The sequence below is a fragment of the Draconibacterium sp. genome, assembly GCF_041583095.1.
In the GTDB taxonomy this organism is placed as follows: Bacteria; Bacteroidota; Bacteroidia; order Bacteroidales; family Prolixibacteraceae; genus Draconibacterium.
In genome coordinates, this window is the sequence record NZ_JBFHGM010000067.1 from 1 (window position 1) to 20,252 (window position 20,252).

Sequence of the window (20,252 nt, forward strand, 5' to 3'; positions counted from 1 at the left end):
CTTCAGTTAAGGCTTTGGCTTTCTTCTCTCTATCTTCTTCAACCTCTGTTCCTCCCCCCAGCACATAAAAGATCAGGATAACAAATGGAATCAGAACCAGCGGAAGAATGAACAGCGCTTTATTTTTTAACAGATATTCCTTCATTGATATAATGTTTTAATTGATTTTCAAATGAATCAACGGGTAACTCAAAAGCGGAGCTACCGCTGTTTGTTGGTGCATTGATTATTGGTCCGGCCAATGGTGCTTCCACCTGATGTGGTTTTACCTTTCCGGTCGGGAACCAGATAAAAGAGATAGCGAACAGGGCAAAAAGAAAGGCAGTGATCAAAATCCATTTGCTTTTTCGTTTCAATGGATCAAGGTTTTTGTCTTTATCGTCCAGATCGTTTACCCAGCGGGTAAAACGGCTGTGATCTTTCGGATGTTGAATGTTGTTTTTATTATTCATTGTTGAAGTTTTTAGAAAGATTTTCTTCGGATGCTTTCCAGGTCTTTGTTTTCATCGATCTGCCAGCTTTCCATCAAAAAACCATGTGGATTATTATCCGTGCGGGAGATGTTTCTCAGGTAACCGGAGGTCTTTAAGCTGCGGATGGTAATGTTGGATTTTCGAACGATTTTTTGCTTGCCGGTAAACGTAAAGCGATAGGGATAAGCAGAAAAATCCAGCTTTATTGAATCAGTCTGCAGGGTCATGCTGATATCTGAAGCGATTACCTGGTTATACAGGTTATTCTCCTTAAAGGCCTGGTATTGCTCCATGGCACTCCGGTCTGCCAGATACAGGGCTTCCCTGACATTGTTTTCGATGTAGGTTTTATCCGGCTCCAGGGTAAAAAACAGTTCATGGAATCGTTTTACATGATCCCGGGCTTCGGCATCCCTGTTTTCACTGATATCCTCCCGTAGAGCGACCAGCAATGATTTTCCATTATCAAGTACATAAATTTTCTCTTTGGAAAGTTCTACCAGCTGCACTGACTCATAGAAGATGTAACTGCTCACTCCCATAAGCGAAAGGCTGATCAAAACCAGTACGTAAACGATAAAGCGGAACTTACGCTGTATATCAAATTGTTTATGCATTTTTAGTAATAATTAATAGATTCATATTTGTTTCCTGCCATGATTGAAAATCAAATGTCCCTCAATTCACATCACAGGCATGGCCTGTTATTTCATTGCTCCTTTGGTTATTGCCATCACCGCTGCTGTTCGCACCAGTCTTCCTCCTCCTGAATTTGTTCCCGAGGCATGGATGATCCATGATGAGATTTTGGGGACCATGGCCATTCCGATGATTCCGCATACCGGAACAATCAGGTTGGAGACAAAAAACAGTTTGGGCTCATAGATCAGCATGGCATTGATCTGAGCAATTTCCATTTCCAATACATAGATCAGGATCTCCTGTACGATGGAAAGAATCAGCAGGGCTATGGGCAGATAAAGATTGACATTGATAAACCTTGCGATCCATTGCAGATAGTTATCCTGAAAACCATCAAAGATGGACAGGGCAAAGACCAGCGGTCCGAAGATCACAAGCAGCACACAGAATACCGTGCGCAGAAAAGCAATTAGGTAGACCAAAACTTCAAAAAAGGATTCCAGCAATTGCCGCGTGGCATCCATGATATAAAAGTTGATCTGATTTTGAATCGCCCTTCCACTAAAAATATTATAGGTAGTCAGGATCAGGTTTACTCCCTTGTCCCAGAGATCAGCTTCCTTTTCTTCGTTCTCATAGAACAAGGGCAAATCTGTGGAGAGAATGGCTTGTTGTTTGTCTTCCAGCCGCTCTTTTACGATGTGCTTTTTATCAGCATAAACAGCCTCCGATAAATGGGTCAATCCTTTTGTGGGGGCAAGTAACAGATTCACAAAAGGCCCCCAAAAAGTGATCACCAATACCAGCGCAAAAGGTCGTAGCAATGGTAGAATCGATACCGGATTATCTGCGATCAGTTGCTCATATATCCGTTTAGCGATGTAAAAGAAGGCAGCAATCCCGCCAATGGCTCGCGCCATATCCACCAGGATACGGGCATGGTTAACACCGGAATCCACCAGCGTATCGGTAAATGAGAAAAAATCATTAGTTGTAATTACTTGTAATATCATAACTGATTTGTTTTGCAGTTAAATGCTTATTTGCTTAAAAATGAATAGCTCAGTGGTTGCCTGTTGTAGCTGTTAAAAAAGAGCAGCTTCCCGTGGGTGTAATCCAGCTCTCCCAGCAGGTTCCACATCTCCCTGCTAATTTTTGTAAAAGCATCCAGCTTGCTTCCATGATCGGCTTGAAACAAGTTCACCATCAAAAACTGCATTAATAGCTGATCAGCTTCCTTCTCATAGATCGAATGAATTTTTGCTGAGTTGTTAAGTTTACCCAGCCTATTTACTTTTTGATAGAGTTTAATAAACTGTGCCGCCAATTGGTAGATATCGCTCAGCTCATCCGAGCGGGCATCAAATAATTTATCACTTACCTGATGGGTAAAATCGGTATTGACTTTTATTCCTTCTGTTTCTTCCTGTCTGCCTTTCATCTGGCTACGTTCGATGGCTTTGGCGACCAATCGTAAAAGACCGGTTTTTAGTTCTCCGGCAATTTCACCTCCATCGGTAACGGGCAGTGCCCCCACTTCTACATAATAATGCGTTGGCCAGGTGCGCACAAAAACATGAGGTATTGGTATCAACCATCCAGTGAATGCAATAAAAGTCAGCGGATAAGTTCCTTCCATTTCGGGATAGTAACCATGCCAGGGTTTGATCTCAATGATCTGTGCTTTTGATTCTTTTGTTGCTGTGATAATCAGCAGAACCATAATTAGCAGTATTGTTATTCGTTTCATTGTTCTGAGTTGAATTAGTGATACAGACTGTAATACATGGCAAAACCTTCCAGATCGCCGCTGTCATGGCTTTTCAAATAGGAAGCATATCTCAATTTGTTGTGCAGGTAGCAGATTGTTCCGTAGTGTTGTTTTACACTGAGGTAGATTCCGTTAATGGCATCGTAACGCTGTTTATCATCCATCATAAACAGGTTGTCTTTAACGATGATATTTAGAATGGACGTAACCAGTGCTTTACTATCATCCAGTATCAGGTCAAAACTCTGAACAATGGCAGCCGCCTGCTGGGTGGTAAAATTTCCGTCCTGTACCAATAGTGGGACTTTGTCGGTATAGATGGCGATGATCTGCTGCAGGATGTCTTTGGTTTCCTTTATTCGCTTGTAGTCTTTAATCAGCAGGGAAACCTTTTCCAGGCTTTCCAGCATTTTTTGATCAATGCCTAATATTTCTCCGGTGAGCCCTTTGATATCTCCGTTCAGGGCTTTGATCAGCACATTGTAAAGGTTGATTTTTGAGAGGATTCCTTCTTCCTGTGTCCAAAGGGCTTCACGTTGAATTCCCGCTCCCACATCCGTTACCGGTGTCTGAGCTTTGCTTGTATTTGCGTTTGCTCCAAGAAAGGCAATGAGAATGAATACGATTAAATTTTTCATGTTCTTTCTGTTTTTATGGTTTTACATTTGTTTTAAGATCTCAAGAATAGATTGGTCTGCGATCAGCTGTTCCAGCACTTGTTCCTTTTCGGTTTGTTCGGTGGTGTAACAGTAGTATTCGGCACGGCTTACTTCCAGGGCAAACACCCGTGAATATTCTCCCAGGGAGATAAATACCTCCTTAAATTTTCGGTTGGATGGAAGATTTTTATTGATCGACAGGATTTGTTCTTTTTGAAAAGCATTTAATCCCAGGAAGCGGCTGATTTCATCGAACTTGTTTTTGAATTTCCCCATGTCCAGCAGAATCCGGGTATCGGCATTGTTGATAATAGCATCACGGATAATGGGTGACGAGATCACATCATCCACTTCCTGTGTTACCACCATGGCTTCGCCAAAAAACTTGCGAATGGTTTTGAAAAAATATTTGAGGTAATCGGCCATTTGTGGCGTGGCTATGGCTTTCCAGGCTTCTTCCAGACAGATCACTTTTCGGGTACGCTTCAACTTCCGCATTTTCTGCAGGAAAATATCCATGATAATCAGTGTGGCTACCGGAAATATTACCGGATGGTCCTTGATTGCATCCAGCTCAAAAACAAGAAATGGACAAGAGAAAAACTCGTCGGTTTGCATGGGTTTATTGAGCAGGTAATCGTATTCTCCTCCCTTGTAATATTTACTCAGTATAAAGAAAAATTCGTTGCTGTTAAACTCAATGGATTCTTCTTCGGCAAGCCGTGGAATGATCTCCTTGCAAAACTCGTAGTAGTCGTTAAACGAGCGTTTCTTTTTTCGTTTTGTCTCAAAATAGCGATTCACCGAAAAGGCAATAACATCCTTTTCCATTTCGGTAAGATGTTCTTTGTAAATGGTGTAAATAACGGATAGAATAGTTTGCCGGCGTTCCAGGTCCGGTGAACCATCCACCACAAAAGGATTAAAGGAAATGGGATTCGTTTCTGAGAACTCAATCATTTTCGCCCCGCCTTTATCCTTTAATCGCTCGTCCAGATAACGGGTCAGGATTTCATAGCTGCGTCCCACATCCAGCAATACAACATGGCAGTTTTTACTTTCGGCATATTGCCGCAGCAGGTGATTGGTAAAAAAGGATTTTCCGGATCCCGATCCACCGATAATGATTTTGTTGCGGTTATGGATCAGGTGCTTTTTCATGGGTTCATCCGACAGATCGATCTTTACCGGGCATCCTTCCATCCGGTCCGACAGGTGAATAGTAAACGCAGAATCTGAGTTCTTGACCGCGCCTTCAAAATTGGTCAGGCAGCAGGCTTGTGGTACCTGCGTCAGAAACAGTTCTGTTTCCGGCAGCTGAGTACTGAAGGGTAAACCTGCAAAAAACAAAAACGGCAGATCAAAAGTATGCTGGTAAGGGAAACAGTTCATCAGTGAAAAGGCTGTGGCCGTTTCGCTTTTGATTTTCTTCAAATTTGAGATCGAAGTATCCAGCAGTGTCACATTAAAATGGGTCTTAACGATCTTCTCTCCCGAGGTTTGCACGGTGTCCAGAAAATTTTCAATTAACCCGGCATTGATCTTGTTCTCTGAGGAAAATTTTGACAGGCTGTAGATCTTTTTGTAATCGCCTTCCAGTCCTGCTTTTACTTCCTGCTGTCCCGGCACATAGATAAACTGGTTGGTAATATGTGAATACGGCAGGTGCCAGCTTAACGGATATACCAGTGACACAGGCAACCCGGTGCGGGGATGGGCGCTTGTGGGGCGTACTTCTGATGGCAAGTGCGAATGGTCACTCAAACTCAGAATTTCCACAAAGCGGTCCATCACCCTTAACCTGTCCCGGAAATCAATTCCTCCCAACAGGGGCTGTCCTTCAATGAAATTCAAGGTCAGATAGCGTTCAATCAGGCCAATTTCCGAGGCTGTCCCCATGGCTTGTTCTCTGGTTATCGGTATACTTTCTATTCCTGCCTGATGGAAGATCGAGGACAGGTTGGTCTGCAGTTCCCGGATCTTTTCATGCAAGCGCGCCTCTTCCAACCGTGCTTTGCGTGAAAAGATCAGCGAAGAGCCCAGGTAGTTTTTTAAAAGGCCGGTATTCAACAAGCTCACATAGAGGTAGCATTCGTGTTTCAAATACCTCCTCCCCTGAAAATGTTTTAAATAGTTTCCTGTTAAACCTGGTCCTTTCTTCAGTGCTCTATCGCTATTTGTAGAAAATTCTTCGGGGAAAAAGAAATCCTGTTTATGTAGCAGGGTATTTACCGGAAGGATGTTTACTACCCGCTGAAAGGTATCGTGTAGCATGTATAATTTTTCCGTGCTGCAAGACAACAACTCCGGTAAAAATAGTCGCAGTCCGATTCCCATATCCAGGTTATTGGAGATCAGAATATCACCATCAAACCCCAGTACGGGCAGACTGATTTGTATTGGTTTTACTTTCACTCGTTATTATATTTTATTTTGTTCGTAACTCGTGTAACTCGTCCCTCCCGGGACTTCGTTTCATATTACTACTGATAAATGCGTTGTTTGATCGTGATAAACTCCGGGAGCTGGCGGGCAATCCGTTTTTTATACCAGCCCCGGTGTCCGTAGTTTTTCTGGATACGGTTTAACCGGTAGAGCCAGGCAAAAAAGGCAGGTACACAAACGACTACTGACACAAAAGTTCCCACAGCGATATAAAGGATTACAAAGAGAATGAGTGCCGCAAGGATTCCATAAAGTGCCAGGTAAACCAGTTGCCCTGAAAATCCTTTGATATAAAGGTTGGTATCTATTTTTTGGATGGTGTACGCTTTCATTTTTTCTATTTGTTTTGATGATTAGAGAAGATTGAGGAACGATACAGGACCGTCCCTCAATAACTACCTGGTCACACTGTCCGGTTCTCCCCTCCGGTAATTTTTTAAGCAAAGAATGAGCGGATTACCACACCAACCAGAATCAGGAACAGGCAGGCGCCAAACCAGCCCATTATTGCCTTTTGTGTATCCTGGTCCCCACTCTGCCATTTGATGTAGACACGTACACCGCCGATCAGGCCCACTACTGCTCCGATGGCTATGATCAGATTAGCCACCGGATCCACATAGGAATTAACTTCCGTGGTCGCCTGATCGATTCCTGCTGAACTTTGTGCCATTGCGTTATACACTCCCAAAACCAGCATGGCTATAGCTGCCATGCCCCTACGATAAATAGCCTGCATTTGCTTTCTCATAATTTTTTGTGATTAAATGTTATTATTGATATTGAATCCCGGGAAGCAGCTTTTCCAGTTTTCCTGTTACTTCGTTTAGCAGGTAATCGATATGAATTCCTTCATCCGGTCTGTTTTCTTCATAGACACTTACCTCAAGTGGTATAGAATTCTCGGAGATAGAAGAAATCAGTTTGGAGGGGAAATCTGAGGATGTCACGAATATCGGTTCTAATCCATCCGAAAAGGACATTTTTGTGGGATGATCTTCTTCAAACAAGCTGCTTTGTTCATTTAAAGATATAAACCAGGCCACCAGAAGTACCAGGGCATACCAGGCTAGCAAAAGCAGAATTAGGAACTGAATAAATTCCTTCCAGGTGATTTCATTTAAGCCAAACATTTGCGTTAAGTTTTAAGTTTTTCTAATTCCGAATTACCCTTATTACAGGCTGATCCGTTCATGCAAATGTCAACTACTTCAGAGAAGGAAATTCACAAGGTGTTCCCAACTTGGGTGTTTTATATCGTTAAATAAATTTCTTCTATATCATAAAATCAAAGCAGAATTAAATGGTATTGAATCCATTCAGAATGAATCGATCCGAATCCTAATACTTTATAGGCTGATTCAGTTTTATTTGATCAAATAAAATATTCCCCAAAAGAAGAGAAAAAAAGAAAAAAAGAGAAGAAAGCCCGGGGACTGCCATCCGTGGATAAACGGCAAGGCTGTCCCAAACCAGCCAAACTTCTGTTTTAAACTTTTAAACCAATAATCGGGACATTTATTTAGCCTTGCGGTTTAACCAGCCAGGGTCCTAGCGGAGGATGGCGATCTTTGGGCGTCTTTTTTTTGTTTTCAACCTTAAAAAAACTAACAACAGTAAAATTACCTGAGTGCGCGGGCCAGAGGAAAGTGCAGGACTGAAGTACAACGGAAGGATGGCTCTTTCCGTGCGGTGCCTCTGAGGAGCTTTTCACTGTAACGGCAAAACCAACGACCGATTCCCGTGAGTGAGCGAACGGGTTTAGGGAGTGTTGCAGCCGGTCAGGGGAATATTCCGGGGCACGGGAAAATAGCCTGGATAACCTGAATAATAGTCATTAGGGGGGCTCAAGGCAAGTGCAGGAACGCAGGGAAGTATTGCGAAAAGAGCTGGTGTGACTGAAACCTGACTCCTGATTTTTGTAATGGGCAGGAAAGTGGGCGGCCAAAAATCCGGGACAGGTGAAAGGAAACTACGGGAAGGAATGGAGCAATGCGTACCGGAGTTCCGGCTCTTGCTGTGCGGTGCAATGAGGCTTTTCATTCCGGGATATCATCAGGAGGCCGAATACTGGCGGATCATATGAAGAGCTGGTTCAGCACACCGGAATGATAGGCCGATGCACAGGAACTAACCAATAGAAATTGCAGAGTTGAATTAATCATGAAATGCTTTGGCCATCAAGTCCTGTTCGCTGTTGGAAATGCCAATATGCTTTGCCATTTTACGCCAGTTCTGTACCGAAGTAGTGACTTCAGCAATGATCCGGTCCATCTGCTTGTTTTCCAACCGGAAAAACGGTCCTACACTTTTTGCAAGTTCAAAATCCAGGGCATTGTTATCCATATCAATATTTAAGGCCAAACCATCTTTATCAATCGAGGGATTGATATCATAAGCCGGTGACAATACCCAGCCTTTTTCGGTTAAAAGAAAACCGTGGTTACGCAAATGATCATCCGTATTGGAAATAGCTATATTAAATACAATTCTACGCCACAACTGTTCCAGATTCTCGTTTATACGGGTACCGTGGTTCTGAATAAATTCAGCCATCTCAAGGTAACTTGCAGGATTATCCCTGATCGTATCTTCGTTATTTCCGGTCATGGTCATGGCAGAGGCAAAATGAATCCGTCGTTCCTGTTCCCGGTCAAAACGTTTGGTAAAAAAAGTGTTATACTTCCCTGCTACTTTACTGATCCTGCATTCCGACATAACAATCCCGGCTTTTAAAGCCAATTGCCAGGCCAGGTATTCCCAGGCTGCTTTATCCGTCGTATCGTTTTTAGCCGGAAACTTGGCAATCCAAAGGTTATGATCTTTATCCAGTATGTTGGCTTTGGGGCGGGCTCCTCCCAGTGATGAGCCCGGTGCAATTAGTATGGCCAGCCATTTCTTTACTGCGTCGTTGCTGGTTTCGTTTTCAATATTACTTGCGGCTTCCTGCAGCTCAGCAACCGAAGACCAGGGCGGTGTTGGGGACAGTACGTTGTTATCAAGAAAGGGGCCGTTGGGATCTGTTTTAAAGCGCAAAGCTCCCATACGACTTTCATCCAGAACACCGAGTAAATAATCCACTTCATACAACGTTTTTGCCCGCTCCCCTTTTTCAGTAGCATTCTGTGCTGCGCGCCTTTTCATCAGTGTTCTTCCCCAGGTATCCGGCATGCTGTCCAGAAACAGTCCAAAATTTTCCTTGTTATTCGGGAATTGAGGACCGCCATAAAACTGAATATCCGGATCCAGCAAGCTGTATTCCGCCGATTTTAGCCAGGCAGCAGCATATTCAAAACTAAATGCTTTTCTTCCTTTAGCTGCATGGGCAGAAAGGATCCCTATCAATTGAGGATCCGAAAGCCCTTTCCAGTGGGCGTACACGTATATATCTGTTTTTGCTGTTGCCATATTTTCAAGCTCTTTATTCGTGAAGGAGATTTACAATAAATCCAGGTCCTGTAATTTTCTGCCCAAAGTATCGTCGGCAGCCAATTTCAGAAAATCATCCTGCAAACCTAAAACTCTAAGCACATTAAAATAAGCGCCCATCGATACTTTCGGATTCCCTTTTTCTATCTGGTAAAGGGTTGTTCTGTCGATATCTGCACGCTCTGCTACCTGAACCGTTGTCAGCTTTCTCCTTTTACGAGCCAGCTTTATATTCTCGCCCAGACGTTCCATTATCTGCAGGTGTTTTGGAAAAATTATATTTTTCTTCGGCCTCATAATGTTGATTATTTTCCACAAATATAAACTTTTAGTTGATAATATTCAACATTTCATATTCTCTTGTCTTCGCTCCCCTTGCTAAAAGCCATCAGATTAAACATGGCCCGCATCCGGCTACGAACACGATTGCCATAACGTTGCTCAATTTCGGATGCCGATAAATTGGTGGTAATATGTGTCATCACTTTTTCCGAGATAAACAAATCATACCGGCTGAGCAGAATTTCTCCCATCACATCACACTCATTCCCAAAGTGTTTTTGTACCTGTTCAATTCCAAGGTCATCAAAACAATAATTGGGCGATCGCAATTTGGTATTCTTGACTTCGGATTCAGGAGCATAACGTTTTATCACTTTAAAACCGTCACTCTCAAATTCAAAACTAATCTTTCGCGTGGATTTTATCCGATACTTTTTATCGGGAGAAAAGAAATAGCGAATAAGCATCATAATCGATGTTTTTCCGCATCCAACAGGCCCGGTGAGCAGAATCCCTTTATTCAGGTCCAGATTTCGTTTTTTTGCAGTCTCTTTATCTCCAATGGCATAGATCAGCAAATCATGAATCAAAGGATGGTCCATCGGATCAATAAAAAAATGATTGCCGAAAATTTGTTTTCCCTGGTCTTCGAGCCAGTTTCGACTTTCTGTAAAATTAAAACGGAACATCCCATCTTTAAACTCGGCAATTTCTTTATAAGGGTTCCGAATAATCTTTGTCGTTGTTGATGTGGAAGCGCCCTGTGGATTTCTTTTGCTTTCCATTTTTAACGTTTTTATGGTGATCCTGTTTAGTACTGTTTGTTCTGTTTGTATTGTTTTCTTCCTTATATACCGTCGCAGTTCCGGTCGCACTTCTAGTATCACTTCCGGTCGCAGTTCCGGTATTACTTCTCGTCGCACTTCCGGTATCAGTTCTCGTCGCAGTTCCAGTATCAAAAGTGATACAGGAAACTTTCCAACCGGTATACAGGTTTCCCGAGGAGGTATAGTCAATATAGCCCCAATCCCGAAGCTGTTTTATACATTTTGCATAGGTGTTGGTAGAACCGATATGCGCCAAAAGCATTACCTCCTCCCTGAGAATGGGAAAAGGATTCCGAAAACGGTTTCTATTCCATAGCTGAAACAGTGCGAAATAAAGACTGATATGAAATGGCGTGATCCTGGTATCATCAGCAAACCGTTCAAATAAAGCGGTTTGGTGTTTGATATAGTTCATTTCCTGCGCCCAAACTCAAAGCGGTTTTGGACTCTGTTTTCCACCATCATTTTTTGGATCTCTTCGCTGTCATAGAAAATCACGCCACCAATTTTAGTAAAGGGCAAAGTACCATTTACACGCAGGTTTTGAAGCGTTCCCGGTGAGATCCCCAGCAACTTTCTGACTTCGTAGGATTTTAACCATTTTTTGGTGGGTTGCCCGTGATGGGCTGCGAAGAGCTGTTTGATTTCTTTGATCAGATCGAGTTTGAATTCCCGAAGATCGTCGGTGGTTACAATTTCTGTTGGCATAACTGTTCAATTTTAAATTGTTCGTTCTAAATACGACCAAATTTGCAACTCCGAAATTTTAGATGTTATCAAGTTATTGTCAGCTTGGGGAATTATTATTGTTTACCAGATAGCAATAAAAAACGACAATCTGTTTATTTTCAGATGTTTTGATCAATTTGTTGTTGAAGTACTGATTGCAGATGACCGATAAATTTTGTCTGTTCAATTTTTCGCTGTTGAATTTCGATATAATAGCGGTAAACATCCTTTGATATTTCAACATTAAAGAGCTGTCCAATCAGCGTTCCCAACTCTTTGATCGTAATATTACCATTATTGACAGCCTTTGAAAAATAGAGCGCATAAATCAATTCCACTAAATCAATTTTATTGGCTGTCCAGGTAAACTGGCTCACCTGCTGAAAATTATAATTACCTTCTGTGCTTTCCAATTTAAAAATTTCATGATATAGGTACTTCAACAACATTTCGTTGGCACGTATCACTGAAAAATTATAATCTTGCCAGGTATTAAATTCCTGATCCATTAGATAGTACTCTCCTCTCAGTTCAATTGGAATCTCTTCCGTATCCCGGACAAAGTACAAACGGTCTAAATAGGTAAAGCCACTATGATAATATTTAACCGTCTCGATATGTTCCTCCATGTACCCCTGAATTTCTTCCAGCTTCTCTTTTAGGAATCGCTTCATTCCCTGTGTTCCCTGAGATGAACGGTAACTTTCCAGTTCGAGAAGTTTTTGATAATACAAAAGGTAGCTAAAAACAACTGGTTTTGTCTCCTTAAAAAAATGAATTTCTGATTGTACGTCCGGAAAGCCATGAATGGTCATCATCTTCTTCAACTCAACCAGGGCGATTCTGCACCGTTTGATCGCCAGCTTTGCAGTGGTAAGCATACAATCAGAAGCCTTCGTTATTTGCTTCAGACTTTCCTCCAGGTCGGTAATAACAATAGCATAGTGTTCCATACGCAATAACAATGAATGATTTAAAACGAAAAAAATTCCAATCATCTCCCTGGAAATGACTGGATAAAACGGGGTTTTAACCAACGGGCTCGTTGGATGAGCAGAGTATCAAATATAAGAAGATGTCTATTTGAGATTTAATCTGGATTTCTTGGAAATATAAAGAATTGAAATCTCTTATAAAGAATTAGCTTACTTTAATATTAGAAAGTGTTGAAAGAATAATTACATCCTTGACATGCCAATTAGTCACCTCATTTGATGCAGATTAAGACCACTTTTAATGAAATTATGGCAGAATCATTTTACAATATGTTATGGCATCGTTATTGAGAAACAGCCTCACTGAACCAATGCTCTTTCTCTGTGAGAAAAACCAAATATTAATTTCGATATTGAATACAATCGCGAACGGTTGAACTTGAAACTGATCTGACTTCCAACGAGTGATCTCACATCACTGGAATATGTTTTAAACTTCTTCATATTCTCAGAAAATTTACAAATCATTTTTTATAACCAAAAAAAACTGAAAGACAATGGCTCTTTACTATGTAAACAAAAATGCTCAGTCTAATGGTGATCACGAAGTACATACAGGTAGTTGTTCGTACTTACCAGCAGCAGAGAACAGAATTTACTTAGGTTCTTTTACTAACTGTGCTGAGGCGGTAAAAGCAGCGAAAAGTTATTACAGCCAGGTTAATGGTTGTTATTATTGCAGTCGCTCATGCCATACTGGGTAAATAAGTGAACATATCTTGGAATATTAGACCGCTACTCTATTATGTCGCGGTCTTTTATTTTTGAATAACATCTTTTTTTATGGAGTCTATGGAATAAACTGAACAGCTCCGAAGAACGGGTTCAATCCGGCCGAATTGCACACCGATCGCAGATCAGTGCGAGCAGAGGATATCAGAATCCAATACACTGAAACTAACACACTAAATATCTACCTAATATTACGTGAGTAATTCAAGACATTCATCGCATCTAATAAACAGCTCAATGTAATATCCAGATAATCCCCAGTTAATCGAAATTCCTTTTGGATAGATGCTTTTAAGTACAAAACTTCGTTAACGTTATTCACTCCTAGTAAAAGAGCAACTAATGTATTTGTTGTATCAATTTTATATTTTTCAGGACTAATAGCTGGACTTAAAGCAATTCTTTTTAAAAATGTAATAACAATCTCAATATTTTCAATTTGCGAACTTAATTTTAACGATAAATTTCTCAAGGCATATTTAAAAATATGGTTCATTCCTTCTTTGTGTTGATTGATATAACAATCATATATAACATCTGCACTGAGAGTTAATCCGACATAACGATATTTTATCAAATGTGCTAATATTTCCTTTTCTTTTGAAGCAAAAAATTGTTTCAGATACATTTCCGATGAACACGTATTTTCAATGACTCTTAGATGTTTACTATAGACCATATCTTCCGATATTAAAAAATGATTGTCTCTCTGAGCAATTAGAGCGTTGTCAACCAGAAATCCGATATCTGCACCATACCCTTGCTCCTGATCATCCAATTGTCGCATGAGGTTAAGTTTTTCTTCTGGGACAACGATATCGCAATTAGCCTCAAACCATTCTTTTATCTCGACAAGCTTCTTTTTTCTTTTTTTATGAAAATCTTTTGGGATAAAATGAGGTACAACTCTGTTATTTTCAATCGTCATTGACATTTTGGTCGATTTACTCAGCTCTGTTTTTCTGATTAAAGCATCAATTAAATGTATGAGGTTATTGGTGATCACAAATCGACTAAATTGTAAATCAAGCTTTTGAGATAAATGGTAGAAAAGTAATCCGCTGGAGAAATCAATAACGAAGTTTTGATCTTTACTTAGGTGTTGAACTGGGTAGGTACTGGTTGGTCTTATCAAGAATCCATTATAAAGTTCTGAGGTTAAGCTAAGATAAGCATCAAAATATGAGTCTTCAAAATTTGCACGAACCAATTCAGAAAATGAAACTTCGTATCTGTAGTACTTTTTAATAACTTCATCAGTGTGTTTCTTTCTGGCTAATTGTTGTCCTCCAAAACTTTGAATGAAAGCTTCATCCATTTTTTCTTTAGAAGAAGTGTCAATTTTAATTTGCTCCATTTCCATTGCTGAAAAAGGACTGACTGCATCTTCCATTATGTCATCTGAAAGGGCCATAAACTTATTCATGACAGCAATGATTCGGGCTTTTTCAAGTTTTTTATTTAATCCTACTGATATCGAAAATTCTTCATTTACTTTTCTTCCAAGAGCTCCTTGCAATATTGGCTGATTTTTTAATGTATCCTTATCAACGTATAAAACCTTCTTCACTCCGTTGATCTCCAATTTTACATATCTTCCTATTTTAACTTTCTTATAATTCTTATAGAATTTCTTTGGTATAGCATGGGAGACAAAGAAGAAGTTTTGGCGAGCCAAGGAATCTAATTTATTTTTAGCCTTTTCATATAATAGATTGAGTGCATCTTCAAAATACTCTGCATCAACCAATACCGAAAAAATTCTTAATACATTTTCAGTACTTTGAAATTTAAAGTCTCTTAGTTTTGGAAGATATTGCTCAATTTCATCATACTTTTTCACCCAAGCAGTAGCCAAAACTAAGGATGTGAAGATCGATTCATTTTCAGGGAGCTGACGATAACCGTGATTGGCGATGTGGTAGATTTCATCCCAATCTTTTAGAATTTGTCTTAAATTGAGCTCAATATTCAAGAACTCAAGGTTAAATGAAAAATTTTCTCTCCACTTTTTTAGTAGTCTTAGCAGTTCAACTTGATTTTCTTTTTTTTGAGCATTCAATGAATGTATATATAGCCCTAATTCACGCGATTCTTCATTTTCATTAAGAAAAGTTTTTATAAACTCCGATGTTTCATTGTAATAACCATTCTCAAATAGAATCTGAGCGATATAGAATGCAACTGAACTGATCTCCTCTAATTTATTTTTTAGATCCTCAATATCATCCAACGATATTTTTCCCTTACCTTTTGATAAGGTATCAAATAACATTGTTATCAGATCTTTATAATTTTCATTTTCATAGGTTACCTTATCAACTGCTGCTTTTAACTCGGATTCAGCAGCCAAATTATTTGCAAGAATAGCAGTAATGAAACTGCAAACATTATGGAGGTTGACATCATCTACAAGTTTCAATTTGTCAAAATATTGAAATGCGGCATTAGCTGAACCTAAATGACTAAGTTCAATAAAGGCCCTAAAAGAAAAGAGGTTTTCATCATAATCCCCAACGTAAGTATCTAATAATTTAATCGTTTTCTTAGAATCTCCCCTTTTAAACAGCGCTGTAGTATATAATAAAGTAACAAAATTTTGTTTTTCACTTAGCTTATTATAAGACTGCTCTATGTTGGCTAAAGTACTTTCATTATAGTCTATCTCGTTTTCTATCCAATAGGCATAGAAAACAATACTATTTAGATTAGGATCGAGTTCACCATTTATAATTGAACTGGCAAGTAACCTTGAAAGATTCAAAAATTGAAGAGATAATTCATCTCTTTTAATAAATCCCCAGAAGGGAACACTATTTTGTCTAAAGAATGTTGTTGAGATTGCGTTTAATATGGTAACAGCATAAAAAAAGTTTTCATTATTAATTTGCTCAGGCAAATCGCTGTATAATTTTTGAAATTCCAGTTTACTTAAAAGCTCTTTGATATCTAATTTGGGTTCTTTTAAATAGTGAGAAAATACCAAACGTTTGAATCTATTATTATCTAAAACGATTTTAGGAACATGATTCTGAATGAAATCAAAAACGTCAGTGGACTGATAAACTCGAATTGCCCAAAGTACAGGATTGTAATCGTCTTCTTCATTAATTCTCTGAAAAAGTTCCTTATATTTATTATCCTTTAAACGAAAATAAGAAATACACGCTCTGTCCAGATATCTAATATTGTTCGGTAGTTTCTTATGAGCTTTAATATGATTTTGCTTAGCTTCCACATCTTTTCCTACCAATTCACAACACGATGCTTTTAAATGATATAGATGAGCCAAAATTTGTGACGAAATATTCGCAGAATTCTTTTGAATTCGCATTTCTAGGCGTTCTAAATTTTCAAGTGCTGTTTTAGCCTTAAGAGCTTTTAAATCTTTTTTGAAGGTTTCAATTTCTGCACTGTATTCGCCTTCAAGCATATTTAAACCATTGGTTGAAAATGATTCTAAACGATCTTCAAGTCGAGTTAGAAGAGGCCTTATTTTAAAAATCTCCTCTTTATGAAAGGCTTCAATTTCAAGTTCTTTTAATACCGTATCTTCATTAATGAATTCATCAAACATTAATGTAAATCTCTCAATTTCCTTATTTGATGGTAGTCTTATATTTGGATTTTGTTTGAGTGCTAATTGGATATTTGATTCATCGAAATTATAATTAGAAGCAGAGAAGATTCGAAATTTTAGAAACTCGGTAATTAGAATTTCGGATTTATAGAAAGCGACCATTCCTCCTTCTTCCATAACCGGATACGTTTTATCATACTTTTCTATTGTCTGATAAATGACTTTATTTAAATGTTGGATAAAGTCTTTTTTATTACTAAACAACTTATCTAAACCTTTATTAAAACCGTAAGCGGCAATATTTTGGGTTGCCCAAAGAGCAACTGCTGTCATTGTGATTGGTGCCATTTTTTTTTTATAATAAGAGCCTTAAACTGTAAATCATAAAATTATCAAAATCAAGCTCCAACCGTTCTGAAAATATTATTTCTTTTTCAACAATTGTTAACTACTGGTTGTTAGAAATGACACTTGCCAAAGACTTACAAAATTTCTTTCGTATTACCTCTCACTTTCGCTTATCAACTAATACAAAGCATTTCCTGTTGTTTGGAAAAGAATGGGATTTACTATCTATTATTTCTTACAAAATTGGAGTCTCGGGCCAAAAATCTTTAGGAGAACAAGCAAAAACTTTGGCTATTTCATTTAGGTGATTAATATTGTATTTGGCCCTTCGTTTTGAAGATTCTACATGAGATACAAAGCTACTACTCATTCCAATTTTTTGAGATAAAGCCATCTGTGAAAGACCACTACTGATCCTCATTTCCCGAATCTTATTAATTATATATTTTTCAATCTCAGTTGCCAAAGGCGATATTATTTTATCTACAAATTGGGAGATTTTTTATTTTTTTATCAACGGTACATGTACCATTAAATAATTTTTATTAATTTAGCCTCGTAATCATAATTTTGCGATACTTCGTAAATAAAATATAGAAGCTATTGCTTAGAATCTCGACTTGAAAACTGGTAATTTTACGGAACGAGATAATAAGTCAAGAGGCTCACGACCTAGGCGTGGGTTCTCTTATCGTTCCAAGGTATACCAGTACCTCAAGTCGGTAAGTTGAGTCCGCGCCCTTTTTCATTTAATTTCAGGCGTTATAACCTCTGCTTTCCGGCTTACATTCTGCTTGTCACAAGCATGATGCTACTTAAATACACTTGTATCATAAATCAAAACTGCCTATGACAAAATAATCAGAGAACAACTGGTAAGCCCGCTACAACAGTTTGGCGACGTGTAGCAGGCTTGTTCGTTAATTAATTCTAACCATCAATTAACATCGAAATTTATGAAAAACTTTCCATACAAGGAAAATTATGCCTTTATGTGTCTGATTTTCCGGAAATGCTTTGATCGTTTTGCGATTCCTCAAATAGCAATAAACAAGCCAGGGAAACGGCAAAAACTATACAGTTTTGCATCTACACTTTCCTACATGAGTTTGGTATTTTTCTACAGCCGGCACCATAGCTTGTACCAAAACAAAATTAAATCACCCGAGTGAGGAATGACTTCCTTTAAATCGTGAAAACCCAAATATTCACGACTCAAATACCAATCCTGGCACCATAGGATTCAACCTTATTACCCAATCTAAAAATAAATTTTATGCAAAATATTATAAGCTATTCCTTAAAATACCTTTGGCATGTGTCCAATTTATCTATTGGCACAAACAATTGGTCAAGGCGATTATTTATTATCAGTTTTATTTTCTTGCTATGTATAAATCAATTACAGGCACAAACGATTACGGTTACCGGTCGGGTGACAGACCAGAATGACCAACCACTACCCGGTGTCAACGTGGTAATCAAAGAAACACCATCAACCGGTACAATTACCAAAGACGATGGTCTGTACCTCCTAAAAGAAGTACATTCTGACGCGGTACTTTTCTTCTCCTTTATCGGCTTTAAAACACTCGAAATTCCGCTAAACGGACGTTCACACCTGAATGTACAATTACAGGAAGACATCACCACTTTAACAGAAGTTACCGTTAATGCAGGCTATTACACCGTTAAAGACCAGGAGCGCACCGGAAGTATTGCCCGGGTAAGATCAAAAGAACTGGAGAACCAGCCCGTAAGTAATGCATTATCATCTGTTCAGGGCCGTATGGCCGGTGTTAACATTACACAAAGCAGCGGAGTTCCCGGAGGTGGTTATAACATCCAAATCCGCGGTACGAACAGTCTTCGCCGCGATGGTAATTACCCATTGTATATTATTGACGGTGTGCCGGCCACACTGCAGTCTCCTTCTGCGCTTGGTGGCACTATTATTCCTTATGGAGAGATTGATCCGCTCAATGCCATCAATCCCAATGATATTGAAAGCATAGAGATATTAAAAGATGCAGATGCTACGGCTATTTATGGTTCACGTGGTGCCAACGGAGTAATTCTGGTTACCACTAAAAAAGGAAAAACGGGCAGCAGAACCGCCTTAAGTATAAACAGCAGTTACGGAGTCAGCCAGATAGCACGAAAAATGAAATTAATGGACACGCCTCAATACCTGGATATGCGTCGTCAGGCTTATGCCAACGACGGTATTACAGACTATCCGGCCAATGCTTACGACATAAACGGCACCTGGGATGACACCCGGTATACCGACTGGCAGGAAGAACTGATTGGTAACACTGCTACCAACTCAATGTTACAGTTTTCGTTAAACGGAGGTGGTAACAACAGTCGCTTTCTGATCAGTGGTAGTCACAACGAACAAACTACCGTATTCTCAGATGACTTCAAGTACAAGACCGATAATATTTCCGGGAACTTTAGTCACCATTCAAGTGATAATCGTTTTATGCTGAATGCTTCCGGCTTATTCTCGAACCAAAGCAACAACCTTATACAAACTGAAATCACAAGTCAGGCACTACGACTGAGTCCCAATGCCCCGGCGTTATACAAGGAAGATGGCAGTTTGAACTGGGAGAACAATACTTTTAACAATCCTCTGGCGGCTTATGAAAGTACCTACTCCTATAAAAGCAAGACCTTTAATTCTGACTTAAACCTTCAGTATGAAGTATTGCCATCACTTTACATTAAAGCAAACGGAGGAATAAGCTATACCTCATTTGAAGAAATAATGCTGCGCCCCAATACCATGTATAATCCGGCTTACGGACTTACTCCCGATTTTTCTCAGGCTTTTAAAAACCTGAACCAGAATTTTTCATGGATTGTGGAGCCTCAGTTGAATTACCGGCATACATTTAATAACCATGATATAGATGTATTGGTGGGTGGAACGCTGCAACAAACGCAGCGAACCACTTTAAACATTATGGGCTACGGTTTTGAAAGTAATACGCTGATCACCAACCTGGCAGCAGCTGCCAATGTTATGGTAACCGGTGATGATAAAACGGAATACCGTTATGCTGCGCTATTCGGACGTATCAACTACAAGTATAAAGAACGATATATTTTGAACTTAACCGGTCGCAGGGATGGCTCCAGCCGTTTTGGTCCCGACCAGCGATTTGCCAGTTTTGGGGCTATCGGGGCTGCCTGGATCTTCTCCAAAGAATATTTCATTTCCTCCGCTTCCTGGTTGAGTTTTGGGAAACTACGTGCCAGCTACGGTATTACCGGTAGCGACCTGATCGGCGACTACCAGTTTCTGGACACCTATACCGTAAGTAACACA

At 39.5% G+C, this 20,252-nt stretch carries 18 protein-coding genes; 1 reads left to right on the forward strand and 17 read right to left on the reverse strand.

Annotation, left to right across the window (positions count from 1 at the left end):
- Positions 1-119: 119 nt before the first annotated feature.
- The 17 genes from ABZB17_RS08510 to ABZB17_RS08590 form a co-directional block, all read right to left on the reverse strand.
- The gene (locus tag ABZB17_RS08510; RefSeq protein WP_372649394.1) at positions 120-452 is read right to left on the reverse strand and encodes a hypothetical protein; all 333 of its coding nucleotides are present in this window, start codon (positions 450-452) and stop codon (positions 120-122) included.
- Between the two features lie 11 nt (positions 453-463).
- Positions 464-1,090, reverse strand: a complete 627-nt coding sequence (gene traK, locus ABZB17_RS08515; protein WP_372649396.1) for a conjugative transposon protein TraK — start codon at positions 1,088-1,090, stop codon at positions 464-466.
- 87 nt (positions 1,091-1,177) lie between these two features.
- A complete protein-coding gene (locus tag ABZB17_RS08520) occupies positions 1,178-2,128 on the reverse strand; it encodes a hypothetical protein (RefSeq protein ID WP_372649398.1) in 951 nt (316 codons plus the stop codon).
- A 26-nt stretch (positions 2,129-2,154) separates the two neighbouring features.
- Positions 2,155-2,865: a hypothetical protein gene (locus ABZB17_RS08525; RefSeq protein WP_372649400.1), complete on the reverse strand. Its 711-nt coding sequence runs from the start codon at positions 2,863-2,865 to the stop codon at positions 2,155-2,157.
- Positions 2,866-2,879: 14 nt separating this feature from the next.
- Positions 2,880-3,524, reverse strand: coding sequence for a hypothetical protein (locus ABZB17_RS08530; RefSeq protein WP_372649402.1), 645 nt, complete (start codon positions 3,522-3,524; stop codon positions 2,880-2,882).
- Positions 3,525-3,545: 21 nt separating this feature from the next.
- Positions 3,546-5,960 (reverse strand): TraG family conjugative transposon ATPase, encoded by a 2,415-nt coding sequence (locus tag ABZB17_RS08535; RefSeq protein ID WP_372649404.1) that lies wholly within the window; start codon positions 5,958-5,960, stop codon positions 3,546-3,548.
- A gap of 68 nt (positions 5,961-6,028) precedes the next feature.
- Complete coding sequence (locus ABZB17_RS08540; RefSeq protein WP_372649406.1) at positions 6,029-6,322, reverse strand: DUF4133 domain-containing protein; 294 nt, start codon at positions 6,320-6,322, stop codon at positions 6,029-6,031.
- Between the two features lie 104 nt (positions 6,323-6,426).
- Entirely contained in the window at positions 6,427-6,741 is a 315-nt protein-coding gene (locus ABZB17_RS08545) for a DUF4134 domain-containing protein (RefSeq protein ID WP_372649408.1), read from the reverse strand.
- A 22-nt stretch (positions 6,742-6,763) separates the two neighbouring features.
- A complete protein-coding gene (locus tag ABZB17_RS08550; protein WP_372649410.1) occupies positions 6,764-7,123 on the reverse strand; it encodes a hypothetical protein in 360 nt (119 codons plus the stop codon).
- 1,024 nt (positions 7,124-8,147) lie between these two features.
- Positions 8,148-9,398 (reverse strand): type II toxin-antitoxin system HipA family toxin, encoded by a 1,251-nt coding sequence (locus ABZB17_RS08555; protein WP_372649412.1) that lies wholly within the window; start codon positions 9,396-9,398, stop codon positions 8,148-8,150.
- A gap of 30 nt (positions 9,399-9,428) precedes the next feature.
- Positions 9,429-9,671, reverse strand: a complete 243-nt coding sequence (locus ABZB17_RS08560) for a helix-turn-helix transcriptional regulator (RefSeq protein WP_320113234.1) — start codon at positions 9,669-9,671, stop codon at positions 9,429-9,431.
- 98 nt (positions 9,672-9,769) lie between these two features.
- Entirely contained in the window at positions 9,770-10,486 is a 717-nt protein-coding gene (locus ABZB17_RS08565) for an ATPase (protein ID WP_372649413.1), read from the reverse strand.
- Positions 10,416-10,943 (reverse strand): hypothetical protein, encoded by a 528-nt coding sequence (locus ABZB17_RS08570; RefSeq protein WP_372649415.1) that lies wholly within the window; start codon positions 10,941-10,943, stop codon positions 10,416-10,418. The genes ABZB17_RS08565 and ABZB17_RS08570 overlap by 71 nt, the downstream gene beginning before the upstream one ends.
- Positions 10,940-11,236 (reverse strand): helix-turn-helix domain-containing protein, encoded by a 297-nt coding sequence (locus ABZB17_RS08575; RefSeq protein ID WP_320153973.1) that lies wholly within the window; start codon positions 11,234-11,236, stop codon positions 10,940-10,942. The genes ABZB17_RS08570 and ABZB17_RS08575 overlap by 4 nt, the downstream gene beginning before the upstream one ends.
- A 140-nt stretch (positions 11,237-11,376) precedes the next feature.
- Entirely contained in the window at positions 11,377-12,210 is an 834-nt protein-coding gene (locus ABZB17_RS08580) for an RteC domain-containing protein (RefSeq protein ID WP_372649417.1), read from the reverse strand.
- A 955-nt stretch (positions 12,211-13,165) separates the two neighbouring features.
- On the reverse strand, positions 13,166-16,912 hold the full coding sequence (locus tag ABZB17_RS08585; protein ID WP_372649419.1) for a hypothetical protein: 3,747 nt from the start codon (positions 16,910-16,912) through the stop codon (positions 13,166-13,168).
- A gap of 235 nt (positions 16,913-17,147) precedes the next feature.
- Entirely contained in the window at positions 17,148-17,333 is a 186-nt protein-coding gene (locus ABZB17_RS08590) for a helix-turn-helix domain-containing protein (protein WP_372649422.1), read from the reverse strand.
- A gap of 855 nt (positions 17,334-18,188) precedes the next feature.
- Between ABZB17_RS08590 and ABZB17_RS08595 the strand changes: the two genes are divergently transcribed.
- Positions 18,189-20,252 (forward strand): SusC/RagA family TonB-linked outer membrane protein (locus ABZB17_RS08595; RefSeq protein ID WP_372649421.1); only part of this gene is annotated, 2,064 nt, incomplete at its 3' end.

Coding starts and splice junctions, on each gene's coding strand:
- ABZB17_RS08510 (WP_372649394.1), bottom strand. CDS start 452: ATGAATAATAAAAACAACATTCAACATCCGAAAGATCACAGCCGTTTT.
- traK (WP_372649396.1), bottom strand. CDS start 1,090: ATGCATAAACAATTTGATATACAGCGTAAGTTCCGCTTTATCGTTTAC.
- ABZB17_RS08520 (WP_372649398.1), bottom strand. CDS start 2,128: ATGATATTACAAGTAATTACAACTAATGATTTTTTCTCATTTACCGAT.
- ABZB17_RS08525 (WP_372649400.1), bottom strand. CDS start 2,865: ATGAAACGAATAACAATACTGCTAATTATGGTTCTGCTGATTATCACA.
- ABZB17_RS08530 (WP_372649402.1), bottom strand. CDS start 3,524: ATGAAAAATTTAATCGTATTCATTCTCATTGCCTTTCTTGGAGCAAAC.
- ABZB17_RS08540 (WP_372649406.1), bottom strand. CDS start 6,322: ATGAAAGCGTACACCATCCAAAAAATAGATACCAACCTTTATATCAAA.
- ABZB17_RS08545 (WP_372649408.1), bottom strand. CDS start 6,741: ATGAGAAAGCAAATGCAGGCTATTTATCGTAGGGGCATGGCAGCTATA.
- ABZB17_RS08550 (WP_372649410.1), bottom strand. CDS start 7,123: ATGTTTGGCTTAAATGAAATCACCTGGAAGGAATTTATTCAGTTCCTA.
- ABZB17_RS08555 (WP_372649412.1), bottom strand. CDS start 9,398: ATGGCAACAGCAAAAACAGATATATACGTGTACGCCCACTGGAAAGGG.
- ABZB17_RS08560 (WP_320113234.1), bottom strand. CDS start 9,671: ATGGAACGTCTGGGCGAGAATATAAAGCTGGCTCGTAAAAGGAGAAAG.
- ABZB17_RS08565 (WP_372649413.1), bottom strand. CDS start 10,486: ATGGAAAGCAAAAGAAATCCACAGGGCGCTTCCACATCAACAACGACA.
- ABZB17_RS08570 (WP_372649415.1), bottom strand. CDS start 10,943: ATGAACTATATCAAACACCAAACCGCTTTATTTGAACGGTTTGCTGAT.
- ABZB17_RS08575 (WP_320153973.1), bottom strand. CDS start 11,236: ATGCCAACAGAAATTGTAACCACCGACGATCTTCGGGAATTCAAACTC.
- ABZB17_RS08580 (WP_372649417.1), bottom strand. CDS start 12,210: ATGGAACACTATGCTATTGTTATTACCGACCTGGAGGAAAGTCTGAAG.
- ABZB17_RS08585 (WP_372649419.1), bottom strand. CDS start 16,912: ATGGCACCAATCACAATGACAGCAGTTGCTCTTTGGGCAACCCAAAAT.
- ABZB17_RS08590 (WP_372649422.1), bottom strand. CDS start 17,333: ATGAGGATCAGTAGTGGTCTTTCACAGATGGCTTTATCTCAAAAAATT.